Source organism: Morganella sp. B601, assembly GCF_051172335.1.
GTDB classification, from domain to species: domain Bacteria; phylum Pseudomonadota; class Gammaproteobacteria; order Enterobacterales; family Enterobacteriaceae; genus Morganella; species Morganella morganii.
The window spans coordinates 273,269-294,675 of the sequence record NZ_JBPIZE010000003.1; the positions used below are offsets into that span (position 1 = coordinate 273,269).

Sequence of the window (21,407 nt, forward strand, 5' to 3'; positions counted from 1 at the left end):
GATCCTTATTTGGAGACCATCACCATCGCCGGACGCAGCAGGCGGCCGTTTAAGGTGTAGCCCTTCTGCATCACTGTCACCACATGGTTTGACTCGTGATCTGCAGCATCCACCATACTGATGGCCTGATGCACATCCGGATTGAACGGCACTTTTGTCTCTTCGACCACTTCGATACCGAATTTTTTCACGGCATCCAGGAAGGATTTCAGTGTCAGCTCCAGCCCTTCCAGCATACTTTTCTGTGCTTCATCTTCCGGATTCACCGCACTCAGTGCGCGCTCCAGGTTATCAATCACAGGTAATAATTCATTAGAAAAACGTTCTAATGCAAACTTATGGGCTTTTTCAACGTCCTGTTCCATACGGCGGCGGTTGTTTTCAATCTCCGCTTTGGCGCGCAGCATCGCTTCGCGTTCCGTTTTACGGGACTCTTCCAGCTCATGCTCCAGCTCCGCAATACGGGCCTGTGCCGCTGCGGCGGCATCCGCCTGCTCCGTTTCCGGCTGCTCTGCTGCCGTGTTCAGGGTCTCCGCTGCATCTGCAACAGGTTCTTCGTGCGTTTTTTGTTCGTGACTACTCATAAAATCTCCGCGTATTTCGCAATAATCCTGATTCTTGTTTATTATGGGGATCAAACTCAGAGATTCAAGGGAATGGCGATTAAGTGAGGCTAAAACGCACATGCTGACGGACAATACCGCAAAAAACAAATCGTTCCGCTGTATCGGAATTGTCGGCCATCCGCGCCATCCTGAAGCGCTGGCAACACACGAACTGCTGTATCACTGGCTGCTGAAAAAAGGTCTGCGTGTGATTGTCGAAAGTGATGTTGCCGCTGAAATGCGGCTGACCGATGCTGTCACCGGCACGCTGCCGGATATCGGGCAGCAGGCCGACCTGGTGATTGTGATCGGCGGAGACGGCAATATGCTCGGTGCCGCCCGTGTGCTCTCCCGCTATGGCGCGGATGTGATCGGCGTGAACCGGGGAAACCTCGGCTTTCTGACTGATCTTGCGCCGGACAATGCACTCCAGCAGCTCGACCGCGTGCTGACCGGGGAATACCACGTCGAAAAACGGTTTCTGCTCGATGCCGGGGTACTCAGCCCCAACGGCAAACTGCGCCGCAGCACCGCACTCAACGAAGTGGTACTCCACCCCGGTAAAGTTGCCCACATGATTGATTTTGAGGTCTATATTGACGAGCGCTTTGCCTTTTCCCAGCGCTCTGACGGCCTGATCATCACCACCCCGACCGGCTCCACCGCCTATTCGCTTTCCGCAGGCGGGCCGATCCTGACACCCAATCTTGATGCTATCGCCCTGGTGCCGATGTTCCCGCACACCCTCTCCTCGCGGCCGCTGGTGATCAGCAGCCACAGCACTATTACCCTGAAATTCCCGCAGACCAACATTGACTATGAAGTCAGTTGTGACAGCCAGATAGCGCTGCCGATACAGGAAGGAGATGTGGTCAGGATCAAACGCAGCAGCAAAACACTCGATCTCATACACCCGATTGACTATAACTATTTCAATACGTTAAGCACAAAACTCGGCTGGTCTAAAAAAATGTTCTGATTTTTTTCATTCCGCCTCTTTACCGGATACAAATCCTGATTATACTGTATGTAAAAACAGGTATGTGTATATCCACAGGAGAGGCGGCATGTTAACCCAGCTCACCATCAGTCAGTTTGCCATTGTCCGCGAGTTAGAAATCGACTTCCGCGCCGGTATGTCCGCCATCACAGGTGAAACCGGTGCCGGTAAATCCATTGCCATTGATGCACTGGGATTGTGCCTCGGCAACCGCGCGGATGCCAATATGGTGCGTCCCGGCGCTAACCGCGCTGATATCTGCGCCCGCTTCTCCCTGAAAGATACCCCGGCCGCCCGTCTCTGGCTGGAGGAACATCAGCTGGATGATAATCAGGAATGCCTGCTGCGCCGCACTATCAACAGTGACGGCCGTTCCCGTGGTTTTATCAACGGCACAGCCGTACCGCTGTCACAACTGCGTGAGCTGGGCACACTGCTGATCCAAATCCACGGACAGCATGCCCACCAGCATCTGCTGGAAAGCAGCCACCAGAAAATCCTGCTGGACACCTATGCCAACCAGGGCTTACTGCTCGGTGAAATGAAAAAAGCGTGGCAACAATGGCACAACGCCTGTCAGGCGCTGGCTCTCTATCAGCAGCAGGCACTGGAGCGGGAAGCCCGCCGGCAACTGGTTGATTATCACCTGAAAGAACTCGGTGAATTTGAACCCCGTGAAGGGGAATTTCCGGACATTGATGCGGAATATAAACGTCTGGCAAATGCCGGTCAGTTTCTGAGCCTGAGCCAGGGCACCTTAAACATTCTCAGTGAAAATGATGAAAACAACATCATCAGTATGCTCAATCATGCCCGTCATGAACTCAGCGAGCTGATCTCACTGGATGAAAGCCTGTCCCCGTTACTGACCATGCTGGAAGAAGCCGCCATTCAGGTGGATGAAGTCAGCAATGAACTGCGTCACTACAGTAACCGCGTGGACCTGGATCCGAACCGGCTGTATGAACTCGAACAGCGAATCTCCCGTTACATCAGCCTGAGCCGTAAACACCACACCACGCCGGAAGAGCTATATGTCCTGTATGCACAGTTGCAGGAAGAGCAGCAGATGCAGCAGGAAAGTGAACAGCACAGCGAAGAACTGAGCCGCGAAGCGGAACAGTATTATCAGCAGGCGCTGACGATTGCACAGCAGTTACATATGGTCAGAGAGCACTACGCAGCTGAACTGAGTGAACTTATCACACAGAGCATGCACCATTTATCCATGCCGCATGGCCGCTTTACCGCTGACGTGATTTTTACCCCCGAACAACTAAGTATGGACGGCGCGAGCAGAGTTGAATTTAATGTCACCACCAACCCGGGACAGCCTCATCAGGCACTGGCGAAAGTGGCATCCGGCGGGGAATTATCCCGTATTGCGCTGGCAATTCAGGTGATTACCGCGAAGAAAATGGACACCCCGGCACTGATTTTCGACGAAGTGGATGTGGGTATCAGCGGCCCGACAGCCGCTATCGTCGGGAAGTTGCTGCGCGAACTGGGCGAATCCACACAGGTCATGTGTGTGACTCACTTACCACAGGTTGCGGGTTGCGGACATCAGCACTACTTTGTCAGCAAGCACACCAACGGCACGGAAACCGAAACCGCCATGCAACTGCTGGATAAAAAAGCGCGGGTACAGGAACTGGCCCGGTTACTTGCCGGTGCTGCCGTCACCAAAAATACCCTTGCCAGCGCAAAAGAATTGCTGGCAGCATGACAAACAAGCTGATTTCATCTAACTTTTATGCGATCCTGCGGTCATAGAAAAATGTAAAGGTTTTCAATTTGATTATTGTCGATTATCATCGTCACAAAGAATCCTAAAGGAATGAAATCACCATGCGTTGTAAATTGCTGATTGCCGCAACGACATCTTTGTTGCTGTTAACTGCCGGTTGTTCCACTCTGGAGCGTGTCGTTTACCGCCCGGATATCAACCAGGGTAACTACCTGACACCGGCAGACGTGGCGAAGATCCAGAAAGGAATGACCCAACAGCAAGTCGCCTATACACTCGGTACCCCGATGTTACGTGACCCGTTCGGAACACAGACCTGGTATTACGTCTTCCGCCGTGAACCGGGCCATGAGCCGGTGAAACAGGAAACACTGACACTGGTCTTTGACTCAGCCGGTACACTGAGCCAAATCACGAACACCAATTACAAGCCTGACGGCGGTGACGAAACAGCAAGTGAAATCGCCAGTGAGACTGTCACTGACTGATTATCTGTTGTCACGCTGAAACAACGTGTGGTTAGCAACAAAAAACCCGCTGATATAGTATAGATCAGCGGGTTTTGTTCATTTATCTGTTCCGGTTTGGTGTTACTGACTGGTGTCACCGGCCAGCCCGCCGCACACAATCCATTAATTGGATTTATAACGAATAATTATTCATCACTATGATTTATCACTCTTCAGTATCCCCCCGGTTCCGCCCTGATAATAATCATGATACTCAAACATTACTTTCCTTATATTTCCGCCAATTAGCCGGAGATATATTATTTACCAGGGTAGCCGCACTATAAAAATGGATATAAATCATTAGTATAATTAACTTTTCAGAAATATCTCACTGACCGATAGTATCGTGCTAGTATTCACGATTATTTTATTTTCACGCATGTTTAATAAGTAAGGTTAATGGCATGTCTAATCGCTTAAAGCTACAGGACGGAAAAACGCTGACTCTTGCGTCTTTGGGTGGTGCGCTGGAATTTTACGACTTTATCGTATTCCTCACCTTCGCACCCTTTTTGCAGACACTCTTCTTCCCGAGTGACTCACCGCTGCTTTCGAGCATCATGACCTATCTGACCTACGCGGTCGCTTATTTTGTCCGCCCCCTCAGCGGCGTGATCATGGCACATTTCGGCGACCTGATTGGCCGCAAAAAAATGTTTATGCTCTCCCTGTTCCTGATGGCGATCCCGACCCTGCTGATCGGTCTGCTGCCGACCTATGAGCAGATTGGCTATGCCGCACCGGTCTTGCTGCTGATTATGCGTCTGTTACAGGGCATCGCATTAGGCGGAGAAGTGCCGAGCGCACACGTCTTTGTCACCGAGCATGTTCCGCAGAACCGTATCGGTCTGGCGAACAGTATGATTGCCAGCGGCCTGACATTCGGCGTGGTTATCGGCCACTTTGCGGCTTACCTGATTTACACCAATTTCAGCAATGACCAGATCTTAAGTTTCGCATGGCGTTATCCGTTTATCTGCGGCGGGGTTTTAGGCCTGATTGCCGTATATTTACGCCGCTATCTGCGTGAAACACCGGTATTCCTGGAAATGAAAAAGCGCAAAGAACTGATTGATATGCCAATCAAAGAGGTACTGAAGAGCTATAAACCGGCCACGATGATCTCTATTCTTGCCACCTGGCTGCTGACCACCGGTGTGGTTCTGGTCGTCCTGGCACCAAACCTGATGAAATCCGATATCTTTAAAATCGACCCGGAATTTGTCAGTAAAATCGCTATCCTCGCCACCGTCATGAACATGGTCGGCAGCATTATTGCGGGGATTGTGTCCGACAAACTCGGTATCCGCAAAACCGTTGTGATATACAGCATCCTGCTCGCTGCCACCAGCTATGCCTTCTTTAATTCCCTGGGCAGCGGTGACCACACCACGATCGGCTTCTTATATTCCCTGGCCGCCCTGTTCCTGGGTCTGGTTGCCTGTGTGCCGATTATTATTATCAAACTGTTCCCGGCCAATATCCGCTTAAGCGGCATCGGGTTCTCTTATAACATCGGTAACGCCCTGTTCGCCGGACTGACCACCTTCACCGTACCGGTCATTGCCGAACACGTTAACCCGATGTTTATCGCCTACTATATTCTGTTCCTCTGTGCTCTCGGCCTGTTTATCAGCTTCTGCCTCGGCAAAAAATCCATGAAGTTTTATGTCTGATAACGATATCTGATAACAAAGCGCAGCAATAAAAAAACAGGGAATACTCCCTGTTTTTTTTATATCTCTGTATATCGTTTTACTGCATATTTTTCTGATATATAACGATATATCATTACACGATAGTGCCATTTTTATCTTAATTATTATCTCAGATATAGTGTCTTGCCTTTCCCCAAAAAGGATGGAACGATGACTGTAAGTGAATACTCTCTCTGATTAAGGATAAACAGTGACACAATCACCGGCTGTTGCAGAAAAGACCGCAGCGCTAATCGCATCCTGCTTATTAAAATATCGTCTTAAATCAGCAGTGGTGGATTATTCAGAAGGATCGATGTTTACACTCTTTCGGCTGGCTCCTTCCCCCGGAATACGCAGTTCACAAATTTCCGCCCTTATCCCTGAATTATGCCGCTCTCTGAATGTAACTGAAATCCGGATGATTGATTTTATCCCCGGAACACCGTACATCGGATTGCTTGTAAAAAATGAATTCCGGAGAATAGTCTCCTTCAGCCACTGTTTTAATAAATGGACAGAAGATAAATCGCTGCCGCAACTTTCGGTAATGGCGGGAGAAAATATAACCGGCGAACCTGTCAGTCTGGATTTAACACAATTACCGCACCTTCTGATCGCCGGAACAACCGGCTCCGGTAAATCCATGCTGATGCATTCCCTGGTACTGAGCCTGCTGTACCGGACATCTCCTTCGGATGTCCGGCTGGTGCTGTGTGATGCTCACCACCCTGAACTCAGCCTTTACCGTGATACGCCGCATTTACTTTTTCCTGTTCTGTCTGACAGCACTGAAATAACCGAAACTCTGCGTTTTCTGACTACGGAAGCAGAAATACGACGCAAACTCTTCCCGGCAATGAATGCCCCTGACCTCCGGCGTTATAATGAAAAAATTGCCCTGGCAGAATCATTCGGAAAACCTATTCCGGACCCTTTTTCGCGGACGGAAAACAGTATGGAGAAACATCCCCGTCTGAGTCATAAACCGGCTATTGTTGTCTGTATCGAAAATGCCGTTCAGCTGATTAATGATCACAACAATATTGAAGACTTAATTTTACCTCTGCTGCAACAGGGAGGAATGACCGGCATTCATTTATTGCTCACAACACGCAGTCCGCTGCCGACAAAAATAAACCAGCAACTTAAATTTCATATCTCTGCCCGTATTGCAATGACAGTGACTTCCAAAGCGGACTCTCATTTTATTATCGGACAACATGGCGCTGAAATATTATCCGGAAATGGTGATATGTTGCTTATCACAGCTGATTCCGCAGAACCTCAGCGTATTCAGGGAGCATATATCAGCGACAGTGATATACATAATGCCGTTGAGTACTGCAAAAAATGGGGAGATGTCAGCTATCTTATCAATACCGGAAAAACAGTTGTACAGGACACCTGTGACTTTGATCCTCTGTTTGACAGGGCTGTTCAGTTTGTCGCAGAAAAACAAAGGGTTTCGATATCCGGCATTCAGCGGGAATTCCGCATTGGTTACAATCGTGCAGCCAGAATCGTTGAGGACATGGAAGAGATGGGAATCATCAGCGAACCATTTTCAGACGGAAGGCGGGAAGTTTTAGTTCCGGGTCTTTTTTGATCATAACCACCCGCATCACGGGTGGTTATGATTTACTGGTGTAGCTGGATTTTTATAAATCCAGTGACCGTTTCCACAGCAGAAAATCGAACTGCTCCAGACGGTCTGCTTTCACCTTATATTCCCCGCCTGCCGTTTCAATCACGCGCTCAAACAGCCCTTTACTGATTTCCGGCAATGGCACACCTTCTATCACCGGACCGCAGTCGTAGTCAATCATATCTGACAGACGCTCTGCGATGGTACTGTTGGTGGAAATCTTAACGACCGGCACTATAGGGTTTCCTGTCGGTGTTCCCAGCCCCGTGGAAAAAATAACGACGTTACATCCGGCTGCCACCAGCCCGGTCACGGCATCCACATCATTACCCGGAGTGCAGACCAGAGACAGTCCGCTGTCCGGCATCGGTTCGGCATAATCACACACTGCACTGATTGGCGATTTTCCGCCTTTTTTCGCCGCACCGGTTGATTTAATCGCATCGGTAATTAATCCATCAGCAATATTTCCGGGGCTCGGGTTATCCGCGATAGTGGTATTAAAGAAGTTCGCGGTTTTCTCATACTGTCCCATCAGATCGAGGAATTTCTTTTTATCCTCAAAGCGGATGCAGCGTTTTACCATATCCCCTTCCGCACCACACAGTTCCGGGAATTCAGCCAGACCGGAAGCGCCGCCGAGTGTCACCAGCCAGTCAGACACCAGCCCCATCGCCGGATTGCCGGAAATACCTGAGAACCCGTCAGATGCCCCGCACTTCACGCCGAGCTTAAGATATGACAGCGGCACATCCGTACGGCTCTGAGGCTTCACTGCTTTCATGCACTCATAGGTTTGTTTCAGCGCCGTCTGCATCATCTCTTCTTCGCTGTTCCATTCCTGCTGCCGGAAATAGAGCGCCGGTTTATCAAATGCCGGATTACGCGCCGCCAGCGACTCTTTGAACATCTTGCGCTGCGCTTTTTCACATCCCAGGCTGAACACAGTAATACCGATCACATTCGGATGATCCGCATACGCAGCCAGTACATCACACATGGTTTTACTGTCAGAGGTGGCACCGCCGCAGCCGCTGGTCACCGTAATACAGCGTACCCCCTCAATATGCGGGAACAGCTTGGGCTTTGCGGTCTGCGCCTGTTCACCGGCGGTCAGATCGAAGGCGAAACTTTTCAGGCTGTTATTGGTGTAGCCCAGCGCCTCATTCAGCGCATCCGTCAGCTTGGTGACATTGCGGTTCTCACAAAACACCAGCGGGAAAATCAGCCAGTAATTTGCCGTACCTACCCGGCCATCATCACGGATATACCCCTTAAATGTCCGGTCTTTCCAGACCGACACATCCGGGATCTGCCATTCATAGTCTCCGCTCTCCTCCAGTGATACCGGGGCGGCATAATGGCGAATATTGTCCACGGTAATTACTTCCCCGCGGGCAATTGGTTTTGTTGCTTTCCCGACAGCGGTGCCGTACATGGAGACAATACCGCCTTCCGGCACTGCTTCCAGGGCAAACTTGTGTTTGGCTTTCACATCCGTGACCAGAGTGATTGATTCATCACCCCACTGATACACTTCACCGGCATGCAAATCCTTCAGTGCCACAATTAAATTATCAGTTTCATCAATACGTAATATCTTTTGCATAACTCACCTTCCGGTTATTGCCGCCAAAATGACGGCAACGAATCAGGATTATTTTTGTGTGTTCTTTTTCAGTAAAGCAATCAGGAGTGCACAGCCGACAGTGATCACCGCGAGTGTGATAATCCCTGCCGTATTGCTGTTCATCAGTTTATCCATTTCCACACGGATAATCGGTGCGAGGAAAGAACAGAATGCCCCCATGGTGGTACAGAACCCGATGCCGGCAGCCAGCGCAGGACCGCTCAGTAACTGCGGCGGGAATGTCCAGAACACCGGTTGTACAGACAGAAAACCGACGGCGCTGAGACACAGCGCGGCGATGGCAAAGACCGGACTGGCAAAGGCGGATAATGCCAGACCAACTGCCGCTGCCAGCATACACATCACGGAAATAGCCACACGGCGGGACGGATTTTTATCAGCCAGACGCGGGATGTAATACACACCGAACGCCGAACATGCCCACGGAATAGCCGCCACCAGAGACGCTTTAAACCCGAGACTCTGTCCCATCAGGGAAGCCACCTGCGACGGCAGGAAAAACATCAGCCCGTAGACCGAGATCTGGATGGTGCCGTAGATAAGCGCCAGGTGCCAGACCTTGATATTTTTCAGTGCGGACAGCACAGACGTCGTTTCTGTTTTCGCATTCTCACTGGCCAGTTGCTCTGTCAGGGCTTTCTTCTCTTCCGCTGTCAGGAAGCGGGCTTTCTCCGGGCTGTCATCCAGCCAGAAAAAGGCGAAGATCCCGATAACAACCGCCGGTAAACCTTCAATCACAAACATCCAGAACCAGCCCGGACGCCCCATCCAGCCGTGTAATTCCAGCAGTGCGCCGGATAACGGCGAACCGAGTGTCAGCGCCAGCGGCACGCCGAGGACAAAAATACCAATCACCGAGCCCCGGACTTTATTCGGGAAATAGATGGAAGCCAGTAATAAAATTCCCGGATAAAAACCCGCCTCACCCAGTCCCAGCAGGAAACGCAGCACAATAAATTGCGTCTCGTTGGTCACAAACCCGGTCATCGCAGATAACACACCCCAGATAACCGTTGTAATACTCAGCCACTTTTGTGCACCGATTTTATTGAGGATCAGGTTTGCCGGGATCCCGAACAGCGCATAGGCAGCGAAGAAAATCCCCGCCCCCAGCGCAAAGGCGGAATCGGATAATCCGATATCCAGTTGCATGGCATCTTTCGCAAAGCCCACATTCACACGGTCAATAAATGCCACAAAATACAAAATAAACATCAGGGGTACTAAACGCCTCCACGATTTCTGAATCGCGGAATTTAAAGCAGGATTGTCATAAGCTGTGATAGTCGCCATGATAATATTCCCTGTCGGTAAGATGTTCTGTCGTTATAATCAGGAAAAATCAGCGTGCTGTTTCAGCATCCGCCAGTATCTGCATCAGCTGTTCAGTCTGCTCCGCATTCAGGCTGCTGAATGGCGCTGTGCAGTAGTCTGACTGAATAATGCCCCGCATCTGTAATGCTTTTTTAAAGGTCGGGATAAACGGTGAGTGCACGCCGTAAACGGCCATCAGCTGATCCACTTTGCGCTGATGTGCAGCTACGGCAGCCATATCACCCTGTGCAAATGCCTCCATCCAGGATGAGAAAAACTCAGGCACAATATTGGATAACCCGCCGATACAGCCATTTCCCCCCGCCAGCACAACATGGGCGAAGTTATTGTCATAACCGGCATAAACCTCAAAATGCGGGATCTCTTTTTTTACCGTCTGAATAATCTGCGACGTATGTAATGTATCGGGGATCGTATCTTTCAGCCCGATAATATTCGGATAGCGATCCGCCAGACGCAGACACACCTCCGGTGACACCGAGTAACCGGTACGTTCCGGGAAGTTATAGATAAAAATATTGGCTGACGTTTTTTCCGCGACCGCGCTGTAAAACCGGTAAACGCCCTCATCATCCAGCGGGAAATAGTACGGGCTGATAATCATGACCCCGTCCACACCCTGCTCATGAGCATAGTTCGCCAGCGCGGCGGACTCATTCACATCCGGGCGGCTGGTCCCGGCATACACTTTCATTCCCCCTTTGTCATAACTGCCGCATAACCTGATCAGTGTTTTTGAGCTTTCCATATCCAGTGAAAAAAACTCGCCGGTACTGCCCATGACGACAAATCCGGAGACATGCCCCTTCAGAGAGTCATACACCTGCTGGTTTTGTTCAGTATCAATCCGGCCTTTGTCATCAAAAATTGTTACAGCCGGCGTGATGTAACGGCTTTCCATACCCACATTGTTCATATATACAAACCTCGTTAATAAATAAAAACACAGGTAAGTAATCATGAAACTCTGAGTGAGTCAAATTTTGTACATTTGCTGAAAAAACAGGCTAACAGGCTGTTTTAATTGCGGTTGAAAACTATATCTGCGGAAAAACCCGATCCGGATTGCGATTATTTATTATTTATCTGTGAGGAGCAGCACATTACGGGAACAATAAAGCGGATTGTCGTGACACCGGCGGGCAATGTCACAAACGGACACCCGGACATGATTTACTTAGCGGGGCTTTGTACCTAGAATAACGGCATAAACTGTCAGGGAGGTGAATTGATGTCAACGGAGCATATGCCGACAATACGGGTGTTAGAGGTACTCAGTGTTCTGGCGGCAGAAAACACCGGGATTTCCCTCACGCAGCTGGCCGGAAAAACCGGTATCTTAAAAGGCACGCTCTACCCGATTCTGAAAACTTTGGCAGAACGCCGTTATATTAATTATGACGAAAACACCCAGCTTTATTTTCTGGGTATCGCCTGCTCGATTCTTTCCCGTTCATTCTTTGAAAAATCGTACTGGCTGAAAATGGTGCACCGCGAGATGAATAATATTGTCAACGAGTGCAATGAAGTGTGCCAGATGGGTATATTAGATGGCCCGGATGTGCTGTATATCGATAAAGTGCAGTCTGCCCAGAAAGTTCAGTTAGTCTCCAATATCGGCACCCGCTTACCGGCAGTTTATTCCGCATTAGGTAAAGCGATGATATGCCATTACAGTGATGACGATATTCTCCGCTTATATCCTGACGGCTTTACCCCGCTGACAAAATACAGTATCACCACCATTGCGGAATTACGTCAGCAGTTGGAAGAGGTCAAAATAAATCATTACGCCACTGACAACCGGGAAATAAACGAAGAAACCCGCTGCTATGCCGTTTCATTACGTCAGCGTAATAAAATTATCGCCGCTATCAGTGTCTCCGTCCCGACATTCCGCAGTAATAATGAAAAAAACAACCAGATTATCAGTGTATTACTCAGCAGCCGCGAACGTATCGAGCAGGAATTGAATACATTGCAGGATGTTGAGTTTTATCAGTAAAGATTAATGTCAAAAAGCTGCTTAGTTGCTTTTATTATCAATAATATTAGATACTTCATCAGTCAGGACGGAAATCGGTAACGAATTCATTTCTGAAGAGCCGGATAAATGGATATATGAGCACGGTGTTACTATAGTTTTCCCAGTAAATAACCCGTCTATTGAGTAACAGAACAAAATATCCGGGACGAAAATCTGAACATTTACTGGTCTTGCACTTTTATGACGACTATCACTCGTGTATAATAAATTAAATTTAAGTGTCGAAGTTAATCTTGAATTTTTATACAAAGCTCACAACAAAACAATCAAGTGGTGTCTTATGTGGATTATGACATTTTTAAAACATGGAAAATTAAATCGGATTAATTATCTGATTTGTAAAGTATTAGTTGTCTTGTTTTTTTAGTTTCAAACATTATTATTGATAACAATGAGTTTCTGTGGAACTTTAGGTTTAGTTATTACATCAACATTATTATATCAAGCATATTATTATTAATATTACTATCAGTAAGACTCCGTTACCTTGGGATAAAATCACCGGTTACAATCAGCCTGGTAATTACCATCACTGTTTCTTTTTTATATGTATTATCTTTATTAATATTCAGAGAATGGATAGTTGCTGGATTAATAATTCATTCCGCATCATTATTAATAACAGGCATTGTTCTATTTATTCTATTAATTAAATAAGGAATTTAAATTGTCATATATAACATACTTAAAACTAACAGGTTCAAGGCAAGGGCTGATCTCTGCAAAGTGCTCTATAAATATCTCGAAAAAAAATTCCATTCACTTTTGGAGATATTCATCCATACTGATAAGTATTCCCTGCTCTGGTGATTTTTTATATGCAAAAATATTTTACTCTACCGTAACCATGTTTCATGGATGGCAATGGAGAGTAATTCATTATATTTACAATAGCTTAGATTTAGTTGATGATTATACATCAAGAGATACTGAAAGAGCTGACGCAAACTCCTCTAACAAATTAAAATCTAAAGGCCAATCACGTATAACTCTGCTTCTTCGTTCTATTATTAACCAAGCAGTAAATATTGAGATACTTTGCTTATAAAATGGATCTCTAGATGAATTAGCATTTATTACATTAATTAAGTCATAATCGGTGTTTGCAATTACTCGTCTTATTCTTGATTGGAATTTACTTTCAAAAAGATCCTCAAATGCATCTAAAATAAAATAGGATGACTTCTGCAACTCTAACGGTGGTGAAGATAGAAATTCGCTGTATAGTGAGTCAAGTATTAATACAATCTCATACTGCTCTGTAGGCCCTTTCAAGCTAGTACTTACTTCTTTAAAAAAACCATCCGTAGTTTCAATTAGAGCCATACTCTTAGCTACAGTTCGTTGTATTTCTGGTTTAACGATTTTTTTAGATTTATAAATTGAATCATGAGTTAATTCAGCATATGCGTGCTGTAGTAAAGTTCGAATCTGTATCTCGCATGGTGTACCGTCTGGAATCTTTACACTATTGAACTCTAAACACCCAATTGCCTTAACTACAAAATGAACGGATTGGTATGTGAACAGCAAGGGTGCACTATTCCGTTCAACGTTGAAATGTCGGCACTCTTCTGCAATCCAAGAAGTATCCGCTCTAATGATATTAGCAATTTGCTCTACTTGGTCAACAAGCAGCACAACGAACCGGCAACCCACTTTATCTTCAATATCATCGTACGGATGTTCATATGATTTATTCGGTCTATAAAAGGCTTTGTCAATAAGTGAGTTATCGTCTTTAATTCTAGCAAAAGGTGTAATTTTTACATAACTACTAAGGTTATGCCCAAGCGACTTAATGGAGGAATTAACTTTGGATACAACGAAATCCCCCCACGCTTGGTAGACGAGTTTTTCGCTATGCCATTTATCTAGAAATTCGGTCTGATTCACTGTGGTAAGGCCAGCTTTTCTTTTATAACTAGTTTTGTCCAATTCACGGGATTGCCATCTTCATCGGACTCTACTGACGCCATAATTATCTTTTCTTTGAAAATTTCTGAGGGAGCCAGCAAACGAATACCTTGTCCAAATGATACTTTTTGAATTTTAAGTCTGCTATCAACGTACTGTGTATCTTTTGTAAATGAAGTTGTGGGTACTCCGGAATCTGCGAGGTGAGATATAAAATCATCGGCAGTGTCAGGGGAGAAATAAGTCTGTGCAAACTGGTCCGGTGATATAATTCCTGATTTATCAAGTTTAAGGTAACATACAAGCGCATTATTTAATTCATATTTTTCCTCATTAGATAGGTCGAGATCTTTGATAAAACTCTTAGTTGAATCAAAGAAATTTTGAGTATTTCTTGCACTTGATTCCGGATACCCGCAACCAAGGAATGTTTCATAGAAATACTGAGCTGCAGCTTTTCCATCTACTTGACTGATTTGATAATCTGATATTGCTACTAGCCAGCTATCATTCAAGTCAGGGGTTAATGAATTACTCGAATTAGGATATTTTTCAGCAAATGCTGCAGTTTTGAATAACTTAGTAGATGGCGTTAATAATGCTTCTTTTACATACTTTAGTGAGATTTCTCGGGTAATTGCATCTTCAATTTTCTGATATGCGCTGTAAATATCAGCTTTTATAACGCCCACTATCACCTTTCTTCCAGAAGCATCGATTGAGCCAAAAGAGCCGAGGAATACTACAACAATACCGCCAGATAAACCTTTACTTTTTTGAGCATCAGCAAGCTTATCTGCTAACTCGTAGGACATATCAACAAATTTTGAGTCTGTAACAGTTCTTAGAGACGTAAAAAGACATGGTGCTTTGTCTTTATCCTGTGCAATGATCTTCATATCGACAGCCTTCGATTGAGAACCAAGAGCATAAATTATTCTTTGCTTGAAGGTTTCCAAAGCAACAGCATCGAATCTAACAAGTTCTGAACTTTTTTCTGGAGTTTTCTTAGAACCGTCAGGATTTCTTTTAAAAATCTGATGAATACAAATTTTATCTATCTCTAAGTGAGTTAAATGCATGTTATTCCTTTTTCAGTCATTTGTAATTTGGGCTGAAGTGAAAGCATGAGATGATTTACGGTTTATATTACGCCACTCGCTGCCATTGCTTTCCCAAATACATTGGTATCTTTCAAACAACTCTAACTGTTTATCATGTGACAGCAGTCCTGCTGATTGAGAGAAACAAATATCATTTTTTAGCTGATATAAATTCAGTAATGTTGACTTTTGTCTGATCCAGAGCTTTTTATAATCAAAAATTATACTCCACCCATTTACAGCAGTAAGTATGGCACTAAGACAAAGAGCTAAATTTCGTTGCAATTCTTGGTAGGCATCCAGAGTAAGCCCTAATGTAATAGTAATCAGTCCACCAAGTAAAAGAGTCAACATATTGATAATTTTTGTTTTTTTCTTAAGAAGGTTGACCTTTGATTTGAGTATTTCAATACCATTTTCAACTTCGCTCAAAAGAAAAACTTCAATATTAATTGGTTTCACTCATGTCTCGTTATTTTGCATTTATAAAGTTAATGAATTATGCCATCAGAATTTTATATTGGGAACATTGATCTTAGCCATATATCACTAATGATGGGTAAGATCACATTGAGTGTCGATCTCTTCTCTTTCTTCAGTACCAGTATCCGCGTGGAGGAATTGTGCAGAAAGATGGGCATTTCTAAAGCCACTTATGATCCTGCCCACCTAACGATAGCATCGATCTCTTTTGCGAATAAGGGTTTGGTTTGTCTTGCCATTTTTGATATTCCATTGTTTTTATGGCATCTCAAAAACTAGAAAGGTTAACGGAGTACCTATTAAAGTGCCTAAGATGATTGGATTTAATTAGGTGACATCAGACTGCGCAGGACATAAAAAAGCCCGCAACTCATTGAGTTAGCGGGCTTTTCAGTCTTCTTTGGACGTCCTTAGAAGATAATTTGGTGGAGCTGGCGGGAGTTGAACCCGCGTCCGAAATTTCTACACCTTCGGTACTACATGCTTAGTCTGGTCTTTACATTCGCTTGCCAGCTGCGGACAGACACGCCACTAACAAACTAGCCCGATTCGTTTTAATGCTTTCTCCCCGGGCAGGAAGTCCACACGATCTCTTTTGGGTTTGACCTCTCTTGATCCCCGTCCTAAGAGCGGAGGCTAGGGAGAGAGGGCTCTGAGCAGGTTATTAAGCTGCTAAAGCGTAGTTTTCGTCGTTTGCGACTATTTTTTTGCGGCTTTTATCGTGGCCAACCGCCCCACGGCATGCACCTTGGGTTTCGCAAATCCCGTCGAATCCAGAATCAGCCCCAAGTTGTGAAACGCAGTATATCAGAAAATCAGTACGGAATACCAGTACTTAACGCCCTGCGTGCTTCATAATTCTTGCTTTGTCTAATTTCCACTCACGTTCGCGGATGTCATCGCGTTTGTCGTGTTCTTTCTTACCTTTGGCAATGCCGATTTTGACTTTGCACCAGGCATTTTTCCAGTACAGCGACAGTGCGACCACGGTGTGCCCGTCACGGTTGATTTTGCCGTACAGGCTGTCCAGTTCACGCTGGTTGAGCAGCAGTTTGCGTGTCCGGGTCGGGTCGCAGACAACGTGGGATGATGCCACGCTGAGCGGTGTGAAGTTGGCACCAAACAGGAAAGCTTCGCCGTCACGGAGGATGACGTAACTGTCCCCCAGGTTAGCTTTACCTGCGCGTAATGATTTGACTTCCCAGCCCTGCAGCGCCAGACCTGCCTCTATCTCTTCTTCGATAAAGTAGTCGTGGCGGGCGCGTTTGTTCAGCGCGATGGTGGCAGAGCCTGGTTTGTGAACTTTTTTCTTTGTCATAATGACCACTATTATACGTTATGCACACCCGAAATAAATTGCTTATTTATCCGTCGCACGGTAAATGCTGCTATTTTAAGCGCCTTTGCGGGTTTTCTGTCCCTGTACGCTGTTTTTAACATGTCAGCGGGATTTGGCAAGTGCTTTTTGTGACAAACATCTTTGTTGTCATTAAGATACATTCTGTCATCAGCGCGTGCCGTATTGTGCATTTATCTCCGCGCCGGAGCACAGTATAATACGATTTAACAGGCGGCGATAATTTCCGCCGTTTCAAGATTTTTGACCGCAGGATGTGTTATGCCGCAAATTAGCCGCTCCGCACTGGTTCCGTTCAGTGTGGAACAGATGTACAACCTGGTGAATGATGTCCGTGCGTATCCGGAATTTTTACCGGGCTGCGTGGGAAGCCGTATTATCAGCCACGGGCAGGATGAGATGACCGCGTCTGTGGATGTATCCAAAGCCGGTATCAGTAAAACCTTTGTGACCCGCAATCAGCTGACCAGCAATCAGCATATCCGTATGCAGCTGGTGGAAGGCCCGTTCCGTAAACTGATGGGTGGCTGGTCGTTTATTCCGCTGAGTCCTGAGGCGTGCAAAGTTGAGCTGAATCTGGATTTTGAATTTACCAATAAACTGGTTGAGCTGGCCTTCGGCCGTATATTTAAAGAGCTGGCCGGTAATATGGTGATGGCATTTACCAAACGGGCAAAAGAGGTTTACCGTGTCTGATATTTCTGTTGAAGTCTGTTATGCCCTGCCTGATAAACAGTTTCTGATCCCGGTGAAAATAAACGAAGGCGCCACGGTGGAAGCCGTTATTCTTGCCTCCGGTATTTTAGCATTACGGGATGATGTGGATTTAACGCAGAATAAAGTCGGTATTTTCAGCCGCCCGGCAAAACTGACCGATATTGTCAGTGATGGTGACCGCGTGGAAATATACCGCCCGCTGATTGCTGACCCGAAAGAAATGCGCCGCAAACGGGCAGCAGAAGCCAGCCGTAAGAAAAAAGAAGACTGAGTCTGTATTCCCGCTGATTTCCGGTTTATTTACCGGGCCGGCGGGAAATAACTGTCCAGATTATCCAGCCCCTGTTTTTCCTGTGAAAATGTCACGGTGGTCTCTGTCTGACTGCGGGTAATGGTCACTATCCACAGACTGTCAAAATCATCACGCGGCCAGGCCGGCATATACGAATAGTCCCCGCCGGTCTGTTTCAGAATATCCCTCACCACTTTTATCAGATTATCGTGTTCCCAGACCACAAAGACCGTGTGCCCGTGATGGGCTTTATCCAGCAATGCATCGCGCAGAGCTTTGGTTTCTTTGGCGTGAAATTCCAGATGCACCGGCAGTGACAGGCGGACAGCCACCGGAGTGATGGTCTGAAGGGAACGCAGCGAGTGACCGAGCTTGCTTTGTTTCGGTGCGGCGGCATACAGGGCATCCGCCTTTCCGTAACGGGCGATCAGGAGATCCGCCAGCGCCAGTGCGCGGTTTAATCCTTTGCCGGTTAACTGGCCGCTGTCGTTATCCGGTTTTTCGCCGTGGCGCAGAAAAACCAGTGTCTGTACTGAATGAGTCATCCGGCTGATACCTGATTTGCAGAATACGGATTTAAGAAACCGGACGTCCATGACAATCCCTTTTGTTTCCGGAAGGATTCAGTGTAATCGCCCGCCGCCGGTTAGCCTACTTTTTTGCAGGAATTTTTATTTTTCAGAGAAAATGCACTTTCCTGCTTATGTCAGTATGTTACCCCGCTTATTTTATCGTCATCTTTCATTCTCAGACAGTTTGATCCGTGAAAAAGAAAATAACAGGAAAAAACGCGGTTACGCCATTTTCGCCTTCCCGGTCAGGCTTTTTCATTCCGTTGACGGGTACACTATTTCGATGCCATTAATAAGGGAATATAACAGTATTACATCAAGGATATTATTTATGCGCCAGATAACCATCCGCTTAGCCGACCCTTCCGATGCAGCGGCGCTGTGCGATATGCACCAGGATTTTACGTCTTATGCCAATACTTTACAGATGCCGTATACCTCGCGGAAGTTCTGGGAACACCGGATGAGTCAGGGTGATCAGTCAGCCACCCGGCTGGTCGCTGTTATTGACGGCGTGGTGGTCGGGCTGCTGGGTATCAATCAGAACAGTAATCCCCGCCGCCGCCATGTGGTGAATTTTGGTATTACGGTAAATAAAAGCTACCGCGGCCAGGGTGTCGGCAGTGCATTAATGCAGGCAATGATTGATTATTGTGATAACTGGCTGGGCATCCGCCGTATTGAATTAGAGGTGTTTGCCAATAATCCGGACGGCCTGGCGCTGTATGAAAAATTCGGTTTTCAGCGCGAAGGGATTGCCCGTGATTATGCATTCCGCGACGGACGCTATGTCGATGCTATTCTGATGAGCCGGATAAACGATCAACCCAAATAACCGGATAATCCGGAAAGACGAAAACGGAAAATAATGTATGGAACATAAATGGGTCTGTATTCAGTGCGGGGAAAAAGAGATTCCGCAATACGCGGAATATTGTGATGAGTGCGCGGAAAAACGGATGTCGCGGATCGGCGGCTGGCTGTGGCTGCCGTTAATTACCCTTTTTCTGTCACTGGGTGCCGGTGGTTACACACTGAGTGAGTGGTATGATTTATATCAGCAAAATGCGGGGTATATTCCTGACCGCGTACTGCAGGTCATGTATATTAATATTGCTTTTACCATACTGACTATGCTGCTGATACTGACAACGCTGTATTATTTCTTCAGGCTCTCCCGTTATCTGCCGAAGCTGTTTATTGCCTTTATTCTTTTTGCCATCGCCTCGGAAGCCATTCAGGAAATCGTGCTGGTTAATCTGCTGGATGTTAATGTTGACTTCACTCTTTATTATCCGCTGATAAGATTGGTTATTTACGCTATCATCTGGGTTTCGTATTTCCTGGTGTCTGAACGGGTAAAAAGAACATTTGTTCATTAATTTAAGGGAAACAGCATGAATAAGTTTATTTTTCCGGCAATCGTTTGTGCCGCCACACTGGTCACACTGCCTGCGAATGCAGGTAAACTGCCGGATAATCCTTATTTATCGACTGCGGTACTCAGTAGTGCGGGCAGTGTCTACAGCTCTGTGATGATAAGCGGTGCGATTTTATCGCCGATCATTTTACCGGCTCAGCTGAGTGCGGAGTCTGTGGAAAACAATAAGAAAGAAAAAGTCACCACCATCACCGGCAAAACCGATAAAAATGAAGATGTCGCCCTGCTGGTTGCCACTGAAAAACTGGAGAAAACCCCGGTGAATCCGGGTGATAAACTGACACTGGAACCGGCTGAAAAAGGCTCCGGTGCGTATCTGAAAAAGGACGGAAAAATCATTTCCCATATGGTAACTCAGGATGATCGTGAATTAACCCATCAGGAGAAGATGCCATAATATGCGACTGCTGAAATCCGTTTTTGCGGCTGCCCTGCTCACTGCGTCCGGCCTTGCATACAGCGGCAGTCAGAACTGTGCGGATAAATCCCCGCCCACGCCGCAGGAAGCCGCACAGCGCACCGCACAGGCCAAAGTGCTGAATGACTGGCTGGAAAAACAGGGTGACCGGGTCGTTCTGCTGGTCCGTCAGGGTCAGACACTGAGTGACTACGGGCTGAGCTTTTCCCATGCCGGTTATGCCGTACGGGAAAGAAACGGCACCTGGCGGGTGTATCATAACCTCAATACCTGCGGTACTGCGCAATCTGAGCTGTGGATCCAGGGGCTTTATCAGTTTATTGATGATGACCTGGCCGGGAATACCATCGCCACCCTGCACTTCCCGCCGGCCTTACAGTCCCAGTTGCTGAAAGTGCTGCGTGACCCGGAACTGCGCAAAGCCCTGCACAATCCGGCGTATAATATGGTGGCGCATCCGTTTGCGACCGACAGCCAGAATTCCAACGGCTGGGTGCTGATGGTATTCGCGGCAGCCCGCTCTCCGGGCGTGAATTCGGTTTCTGCCGGGGTAAACTGGCTGAAATCAGAATTCTATATCGGCTCCTCCGCCGAGGCCGGATTAATCAAACGGGCACTGGCGGACAGCCTGATGCCGCATATGTCCACTGACGGGCAGCCGGTGACCGGTATTGTCACCTTTAACTCCGGCGACAGCCTGCTCGGTTTTCTCAGCCGCTACGGCAAATTCCGGGTTGAGTGCAGTCACGGCAGCTTCGGCAGCGCCGTCTGTATGGTGCCGCTGCCGGAATAATTACCACCCCGGTTATTTTACATCCTGCTGCCATCGTTTCTGATGGCAGCATTTTTCGTCGATTTTTTG

The 21,407-nt window shown here is 46.9% G+C and carries 21 protein-coding genes and 1 other RNA gene; 12 read left to right on the plus strand and 10 right to left on the minus strand.

Annotated elements, in window-relative coordinates:
- Positions 1 to 5: 5 nt before the first annotated feature.
- Positions 6 to 584 (minus strand): nucleotide exchange factor GrpE, encoded by a 579-nt coding sequence (gene grpE, locus ACSBQN_RS09790; RefSeq protein ID WP_004237004.1) that lies wholly within the window; start codon positions 582 to 584, stop codon positions 6 to 8.
- Positions 585 to 684: 100 nt separating this feature from the next.
- On the opposite strand from grpE, the gene nadK reads away from it, so the two are divergent.
- The 5 genes from nadK (at position 685) to ACSBQN_RS09815 (ending at position 7,173) form a co-directional block, all read left to right on the plus strand.
- Entirely contained in the window at positions 685 to 1,584 is a 900-nt protein-coding gene (gene nadK, locus ACSBQN_RS09795) for an NAD(+) kinase (RefSeq protein WP_004237006.1), read from the plus strand.
- A gap of 88 nt (positions 1,585 to 1,672) precedes the next feature.
- Positions 1,673 to 3,334 (plus strand): DNA repair protein RecN, encoded by a 1,662-nt coding sequence (gene recN, locus ACSBQN_RS09800; RefSeq protein ID WP_004237007.1) that lies wholly within the window; start codon positions 1,673 to 1,675, stop codon positions 3,332 to 3,334.
- A 122-nt stretch (positions 3,335 to 3,456) separates the two neighbouring features.
- Complete coding sequence (gene bamE, locus ACSBQN_RS09805; protein ID WP_004241898.1) at positions 3,457 to 3,843, plus strand: outer membrane protein assembly factor BamE; 387 nt, start codon at positions 3,457 to 3,459, stop codon at positions 3,841 to 3,843.
- A gap of 428 nt (positions 3,844 to 4,271) precedes the next feature.
- Positions 4,272 to 5,543 carry an MFS transporter gene (locus ACSBQN_RS09810; RefSeq protein ID WP_004241895.1) on the plus strand — a complete coding sequence of 424 codons (1,272 nt, stop codon included), beginning with the start codon at positions 4,272 to 4,274 and terminating at the stop codon, positions 5,541 to 5,543.
- Between the two features lie 232 nt (positions 5,544 to 5,775).
- Positions 5,776 to 7,173, plus strand: a complete 1,398-nt coding sequence (locus tag ACSBQN_RS09815) for a DNA translocase FtsK (protein WP_354632849.1) — start codon at positions 5,776 to 5,778, stop codon at positions 7,171 to 7,173.
- 52 nt (positions 7,174 to 7,225) lie between these two features.
- Here the strand turns inward: ACSBQN_RS09815 and ACSBQN_RS09820 are convergent, their stop codons facing one another.
- Genes ACSBQN_RS09820 through ACSBQN_RS09830 form a run of 3 tightly spaced genes read right to left on the minus strand, consistent with a single transcriptional unit; the run spans position 7,226 to position 11,099 of the window.
- Complete coding sequence (locus ACSBQN_RS09820) at positions 7,226 to 8,821, minus strand: UxaA family hydrolase (protein ID WP_036407119.1); 1,596 nt, start codon at positions 8,819 to 8,821, stop codon at positions 7,226 to 7,228.
- A 48-nt stretch (positions 8,822 to 8,869) separates the two neighbouring features.
- Positions 8,870 to 10,156 carry an MFS transporter gene (locus ACSBQN_RS09825; RefSeq protein ID WP_024473970.1) on the minus strand — a complete coding sequence of 429 codons (1,287 nt, stop codon included), beginning with the start codon at positions 10,154 to 10,156 and terminating at the stop codon, positions 8,870 to 8,872.
- A 49-nt stretch (positions 10,157 to 10,205) separates the two neighbouring features.
- On the minus strand, positions 10,206 to 11,099 hold the full coding sequence (locus tag ACSBQN_RS09830; protein WP_194830215.1) for a dihydrodipicolinate synthase family protein: 894 nt from the start codon (positions 11,097 to 11,099) through the stop codon (positions 10,206 to 10,208).
- 330 nt (positions 11,100 to 11,429) lie between these two features.
- On the opposite strand from ACSBQN_RS09830, the gene ACSBQN_RS09835 reads away from it, so the two are divergent.
- Entirely contained in the window at positions 11,430 to 12,203 is a 774-nt protein-coding gene (locus ACSBQN_RS09835; protein ID WP_220730797.1) for an IclR family transcriptional regulator, read from the plus strand.
- Between the two features lie 954 nt (positions 12,204 to 13,157).
- Here ACSBQN_RS09835 and ACSBQN_RS09840 read toward each other — a convergent pair.
- The 5 genes from ACSBQN_RS09840 to smpB form a co-directional block, all read right to left on the minus strand.
- A complete protein-coding gene (locus ACSBQN_RS09840; protein WP_354632850.1) occupies positions 13,158 to 14,141 on the minus strand; it encodes a GTP pyrophosphokinase in 984 nt (327 codons plus the stop codon).
- Entirely contained in the window at positions 14,138 to 15,244 is a 1,107-nt protein-coding gene (locus tag ACSBQN_RS09845) for a nucleoid-associated protein (RefSeq protein WP_354632851.1), read from the minus strand. Before ACSBQN_RS09845 ends, ACSBQN_RS09840 begins: the two co-directional genes overlap by 4 nt.
- Positions 15,245 to 15,256: 12 nt before the next feature.
- Entirely contained in the window at positions 15,257 to 15,727 is a 471-nt protein-coding gene (locus tag ACSBQN_RS09850) for an SLATT domain-containing protein (protein ID WP_108657436.1), read from the minus strand.
- Positions 15,728 to 16,171: 444 nt separating this feature from the next.
- Positions 16,172 to 16,535, minus strand: a transfer-messenger RNA (tmRNA) gene (gene ssrA / locus ACSBQN_RS09855).
- A 48-nt stretch (positions 16,536 to 16,583) separates the two neighbouring features.
- Complete coding sequence (smpB, locus tag ACSBQN_RS09860; protein WP_004238509.1) at positions 16,584 to 17,066, minus strand: SsrA-binding protein SmpB; 483 nt, start codon at positions 17,064 to 17,066, stop codon at positions 16,584 to 16,586.
- 300 nt (positions 17,067 to 17,366) lie between these two features.
- On the opposite strand from smpB, the gene ACSBQN_RS09865 reads away from it, so the two are divergent.
- Both ACSBQN_RS09865 and ACSBQN_RS09870 read left to right on the plus strand, forming a co-directional pair.
- The gene (locus ACSBQN_RS09865; RefSeq protein WP_004241881.1) at positions 17,367 to 17,801 is read left to right on the plus strand and encodes a type II toxin-antitoxin system RatA family toxin; all 435 of its coding nucleotides are present in this window, start codon (positions 17,367 to 17,369) and stop codon (positions 17,799 to 17,801) included.
- A complete protein-coding gene (locus tag ACSBQN_RS09870; protein WP_004241880.1) occupies positions 17,794 to 18,093 on the plus strand; it encodes an RnfH family protein in 300 nt (99 codons plus the stop codon). The genes ACSBQN_RS09865 and ACSBQN_RS09870 overlap by 8 nt, the downstream gene beginning before the upstream one ends.
- 29 nt (positions 18,094 to 18,122) lie before the next feature.
- Here the strand turns inward: ACSBQN_RS09870 and ACSBQN_RS09875 are convergent, their stop codons facing one another.
- Entirely contained in the window at positions 18,123 to 18,659 is a 537-nt protein-coding gene (locus ACSBQN_RS09875; RefSeq protein ID WP_354632852.1) for a histidine phosphatase family protein, read from the minus strand.
- 358 nt (positions 18,660 to 19,017) lie between these two features.
- Here ACSBQN_RS09875 and ACSBQN_RS09880 point away from each other — a divergent pair, with 358 nt between their 5' ends.
- Genes ACSBQN_RS09880 through ACSBQN_RS09895 form a run of 4 tightly spaced genes read left to right on the plus strand, consistent with a single transcriptional unit; the run spans position 19,018 to position 21,338 of the window.
- Positions 19,018 to 19,521, plus strand: coding sequence for a GNAT family N-acetyltransferase (locus ACSBQN_RS09880; RefSeq protein ID WP_004241877.1), 504 nt, complete (start codon positions 19,018 to 19,020; stop codon positions 19,519 to 19,521).
- A gap of 37 nt (positions 19,522 to 19,558) precedes the next feature.
- A complete protein-coding gene (locus ACSBQN_RS09885) occupies positions 19,559 to 20,068 on the plus strand; it encodes a DUF2569 domain-containing protein (RefSeq protein WP_004241876.1) in 510 nt (169 codons plus the stop codon).
- Between the two features lie 15 nt (positions 20,069 to 20,083).
- Entirely contained in the window at positions 20,084 to 20,524 is a 441-nt protein-coding gene (locus ACSBQN_RS09890) for an STM0539 family protein (RefSeq protein WP_004241875.1), read from the plus strand.
- Between the two features lies 1 nt (position 20,525).
- Complete coding sequence (locus tag ACSBQN_RS09895) at positions 20,526 to 21,338, plus strand: DUF2145 domain-containing protein (protein ID WP_032098436.1); 813 nt, start codon at positions 20,526 to 20,528, stop codon at positions 21,336 to 21,338.
- The last annotated feature ends 69 nt before the right edge of the window (positions 21,339 to 21,407 follow it).

Excerpts from the sequence above, each read along its gene's own strand:
- grpE (WP_004237004.1), bottom strand. The coding sequence starts at position 584 with ATGAGTAGTCACGAACAAAAAACGCACGAAGAACCTGTTGCAGATGCA.
- nadK (WP_004237006.1), top strand. The coding sequence starts at position 685 with ATGCTGACGGACAATACCGCAAAAAACAAATCGTTCCGCTGTATCGGA.
- recN (WP_004237007.1), top strand. The coding sequence starts at position 1,673 with ATGTTAACCCAGCTCACCATCAGTCAGTTTGCCATTGTCCGCGAGTTA.
- bamE (WP_004241898.1), top strand. The coding sequence starts at position 3,457 with ATGCGTTGTAAATTGCTGATTGCCGCAACGACATCTTTGTTGCTGTTA.
- ACSBQN_RS09810 (WP_004241895.1), top strand. The coding sequence starts at position 4,272 with ATGTCTAATCGCTTAAAGCTACAGGACGGAAAAACGCTGACTCTTGCG.
- ACSBQN_RS09820 (WP_036407119.1), bottom strand. The coding sequence starts at position 8,821 with ATGCAAAAGATATTACGTATTGATGAAACTGATAATTTAATTGTGGCA.
- ACSBQN_RS09825 (WP_024473970.1), bottom strand. The coding sequence starts at position 10,156 with ATGGCGACTATCACAGCTTATGACAATCCTGCTTTAAATTCCGCGATT.
- ACSBQN_RS09830 (WP_194830215.1), bottom strand. The coding sequence starts at position 11,099 with ATGGAAAGCCGTTACATCACGCCGGCTGTAACAATTTTTGATGACAAA.
- ACSBQN_RS09835 (WP_220730797.1), top strand. The coding sequence starts at position 11,430 with ATGTCAACGGAGCATATGCCGACAATACGGGTGTTAGAGGTACTCAGT.
- ACSBQN_RS09845 (WP_354632851.1), bottom strand. The coding sequence starts at position 15,244 with ATGCATTTAACTCACTTAGAGATAGATAAAATTTGTATTCATCAGATT.
- smpB (WP_004238509.1), bottom strand. The coding sequence starts at position 17,066 with ATGACAAAGAAAAAAGTTCACAAACCAGGCTCTGCCACCATCGCGCTG.
- ACSBQN_RS09865 (WP_004241881.1), top strand. The coding sequence starts at position 17,367 with ATGCCGCAAATTAGCCGCTCCGCACTGGTTCCGTTCAGTGTGGAACAG.
- ACSBQN_RS09875 (WP_354632852.1), bottom strand. The coding sequence starts at position 18,659 with ATGACTCATTCAGTACAGACACTGGTTTTTCTGCGCCACGGCGAAAAA.
- ACSBQN_RS09880 (WP_004241877.1), top strand. The coding sequence starts at position 19,018 with ATGCGCCAGATAACCATCCGCTTAGCCGACCCTTCCGATGCAGCGGCG.
- ACSBQN_RS09885 (WP_004241876.1), top strand. The coding sequence starts at position 19,559 with ATGGAACATAAATGGGTCTGTATTCAGTGCGGGGAAAAAGAGATTCCG.
- ACSBQN_RS09890 (WP_004241875.1), top strand. The coding sequence starts at position 20,084 with ATGAATAAGTTTATTTTTCCGGCAATCGTTTGTGCCGCCACACTGGTC.
- ACSBQN_RS09895 (WP_032098436.1), top strand. The coding sequence starts at position 20,526 with ATGCGACTGCTGAAATCCGTTTTTGCGGCTGCCCTGCTCACTGCGTCC.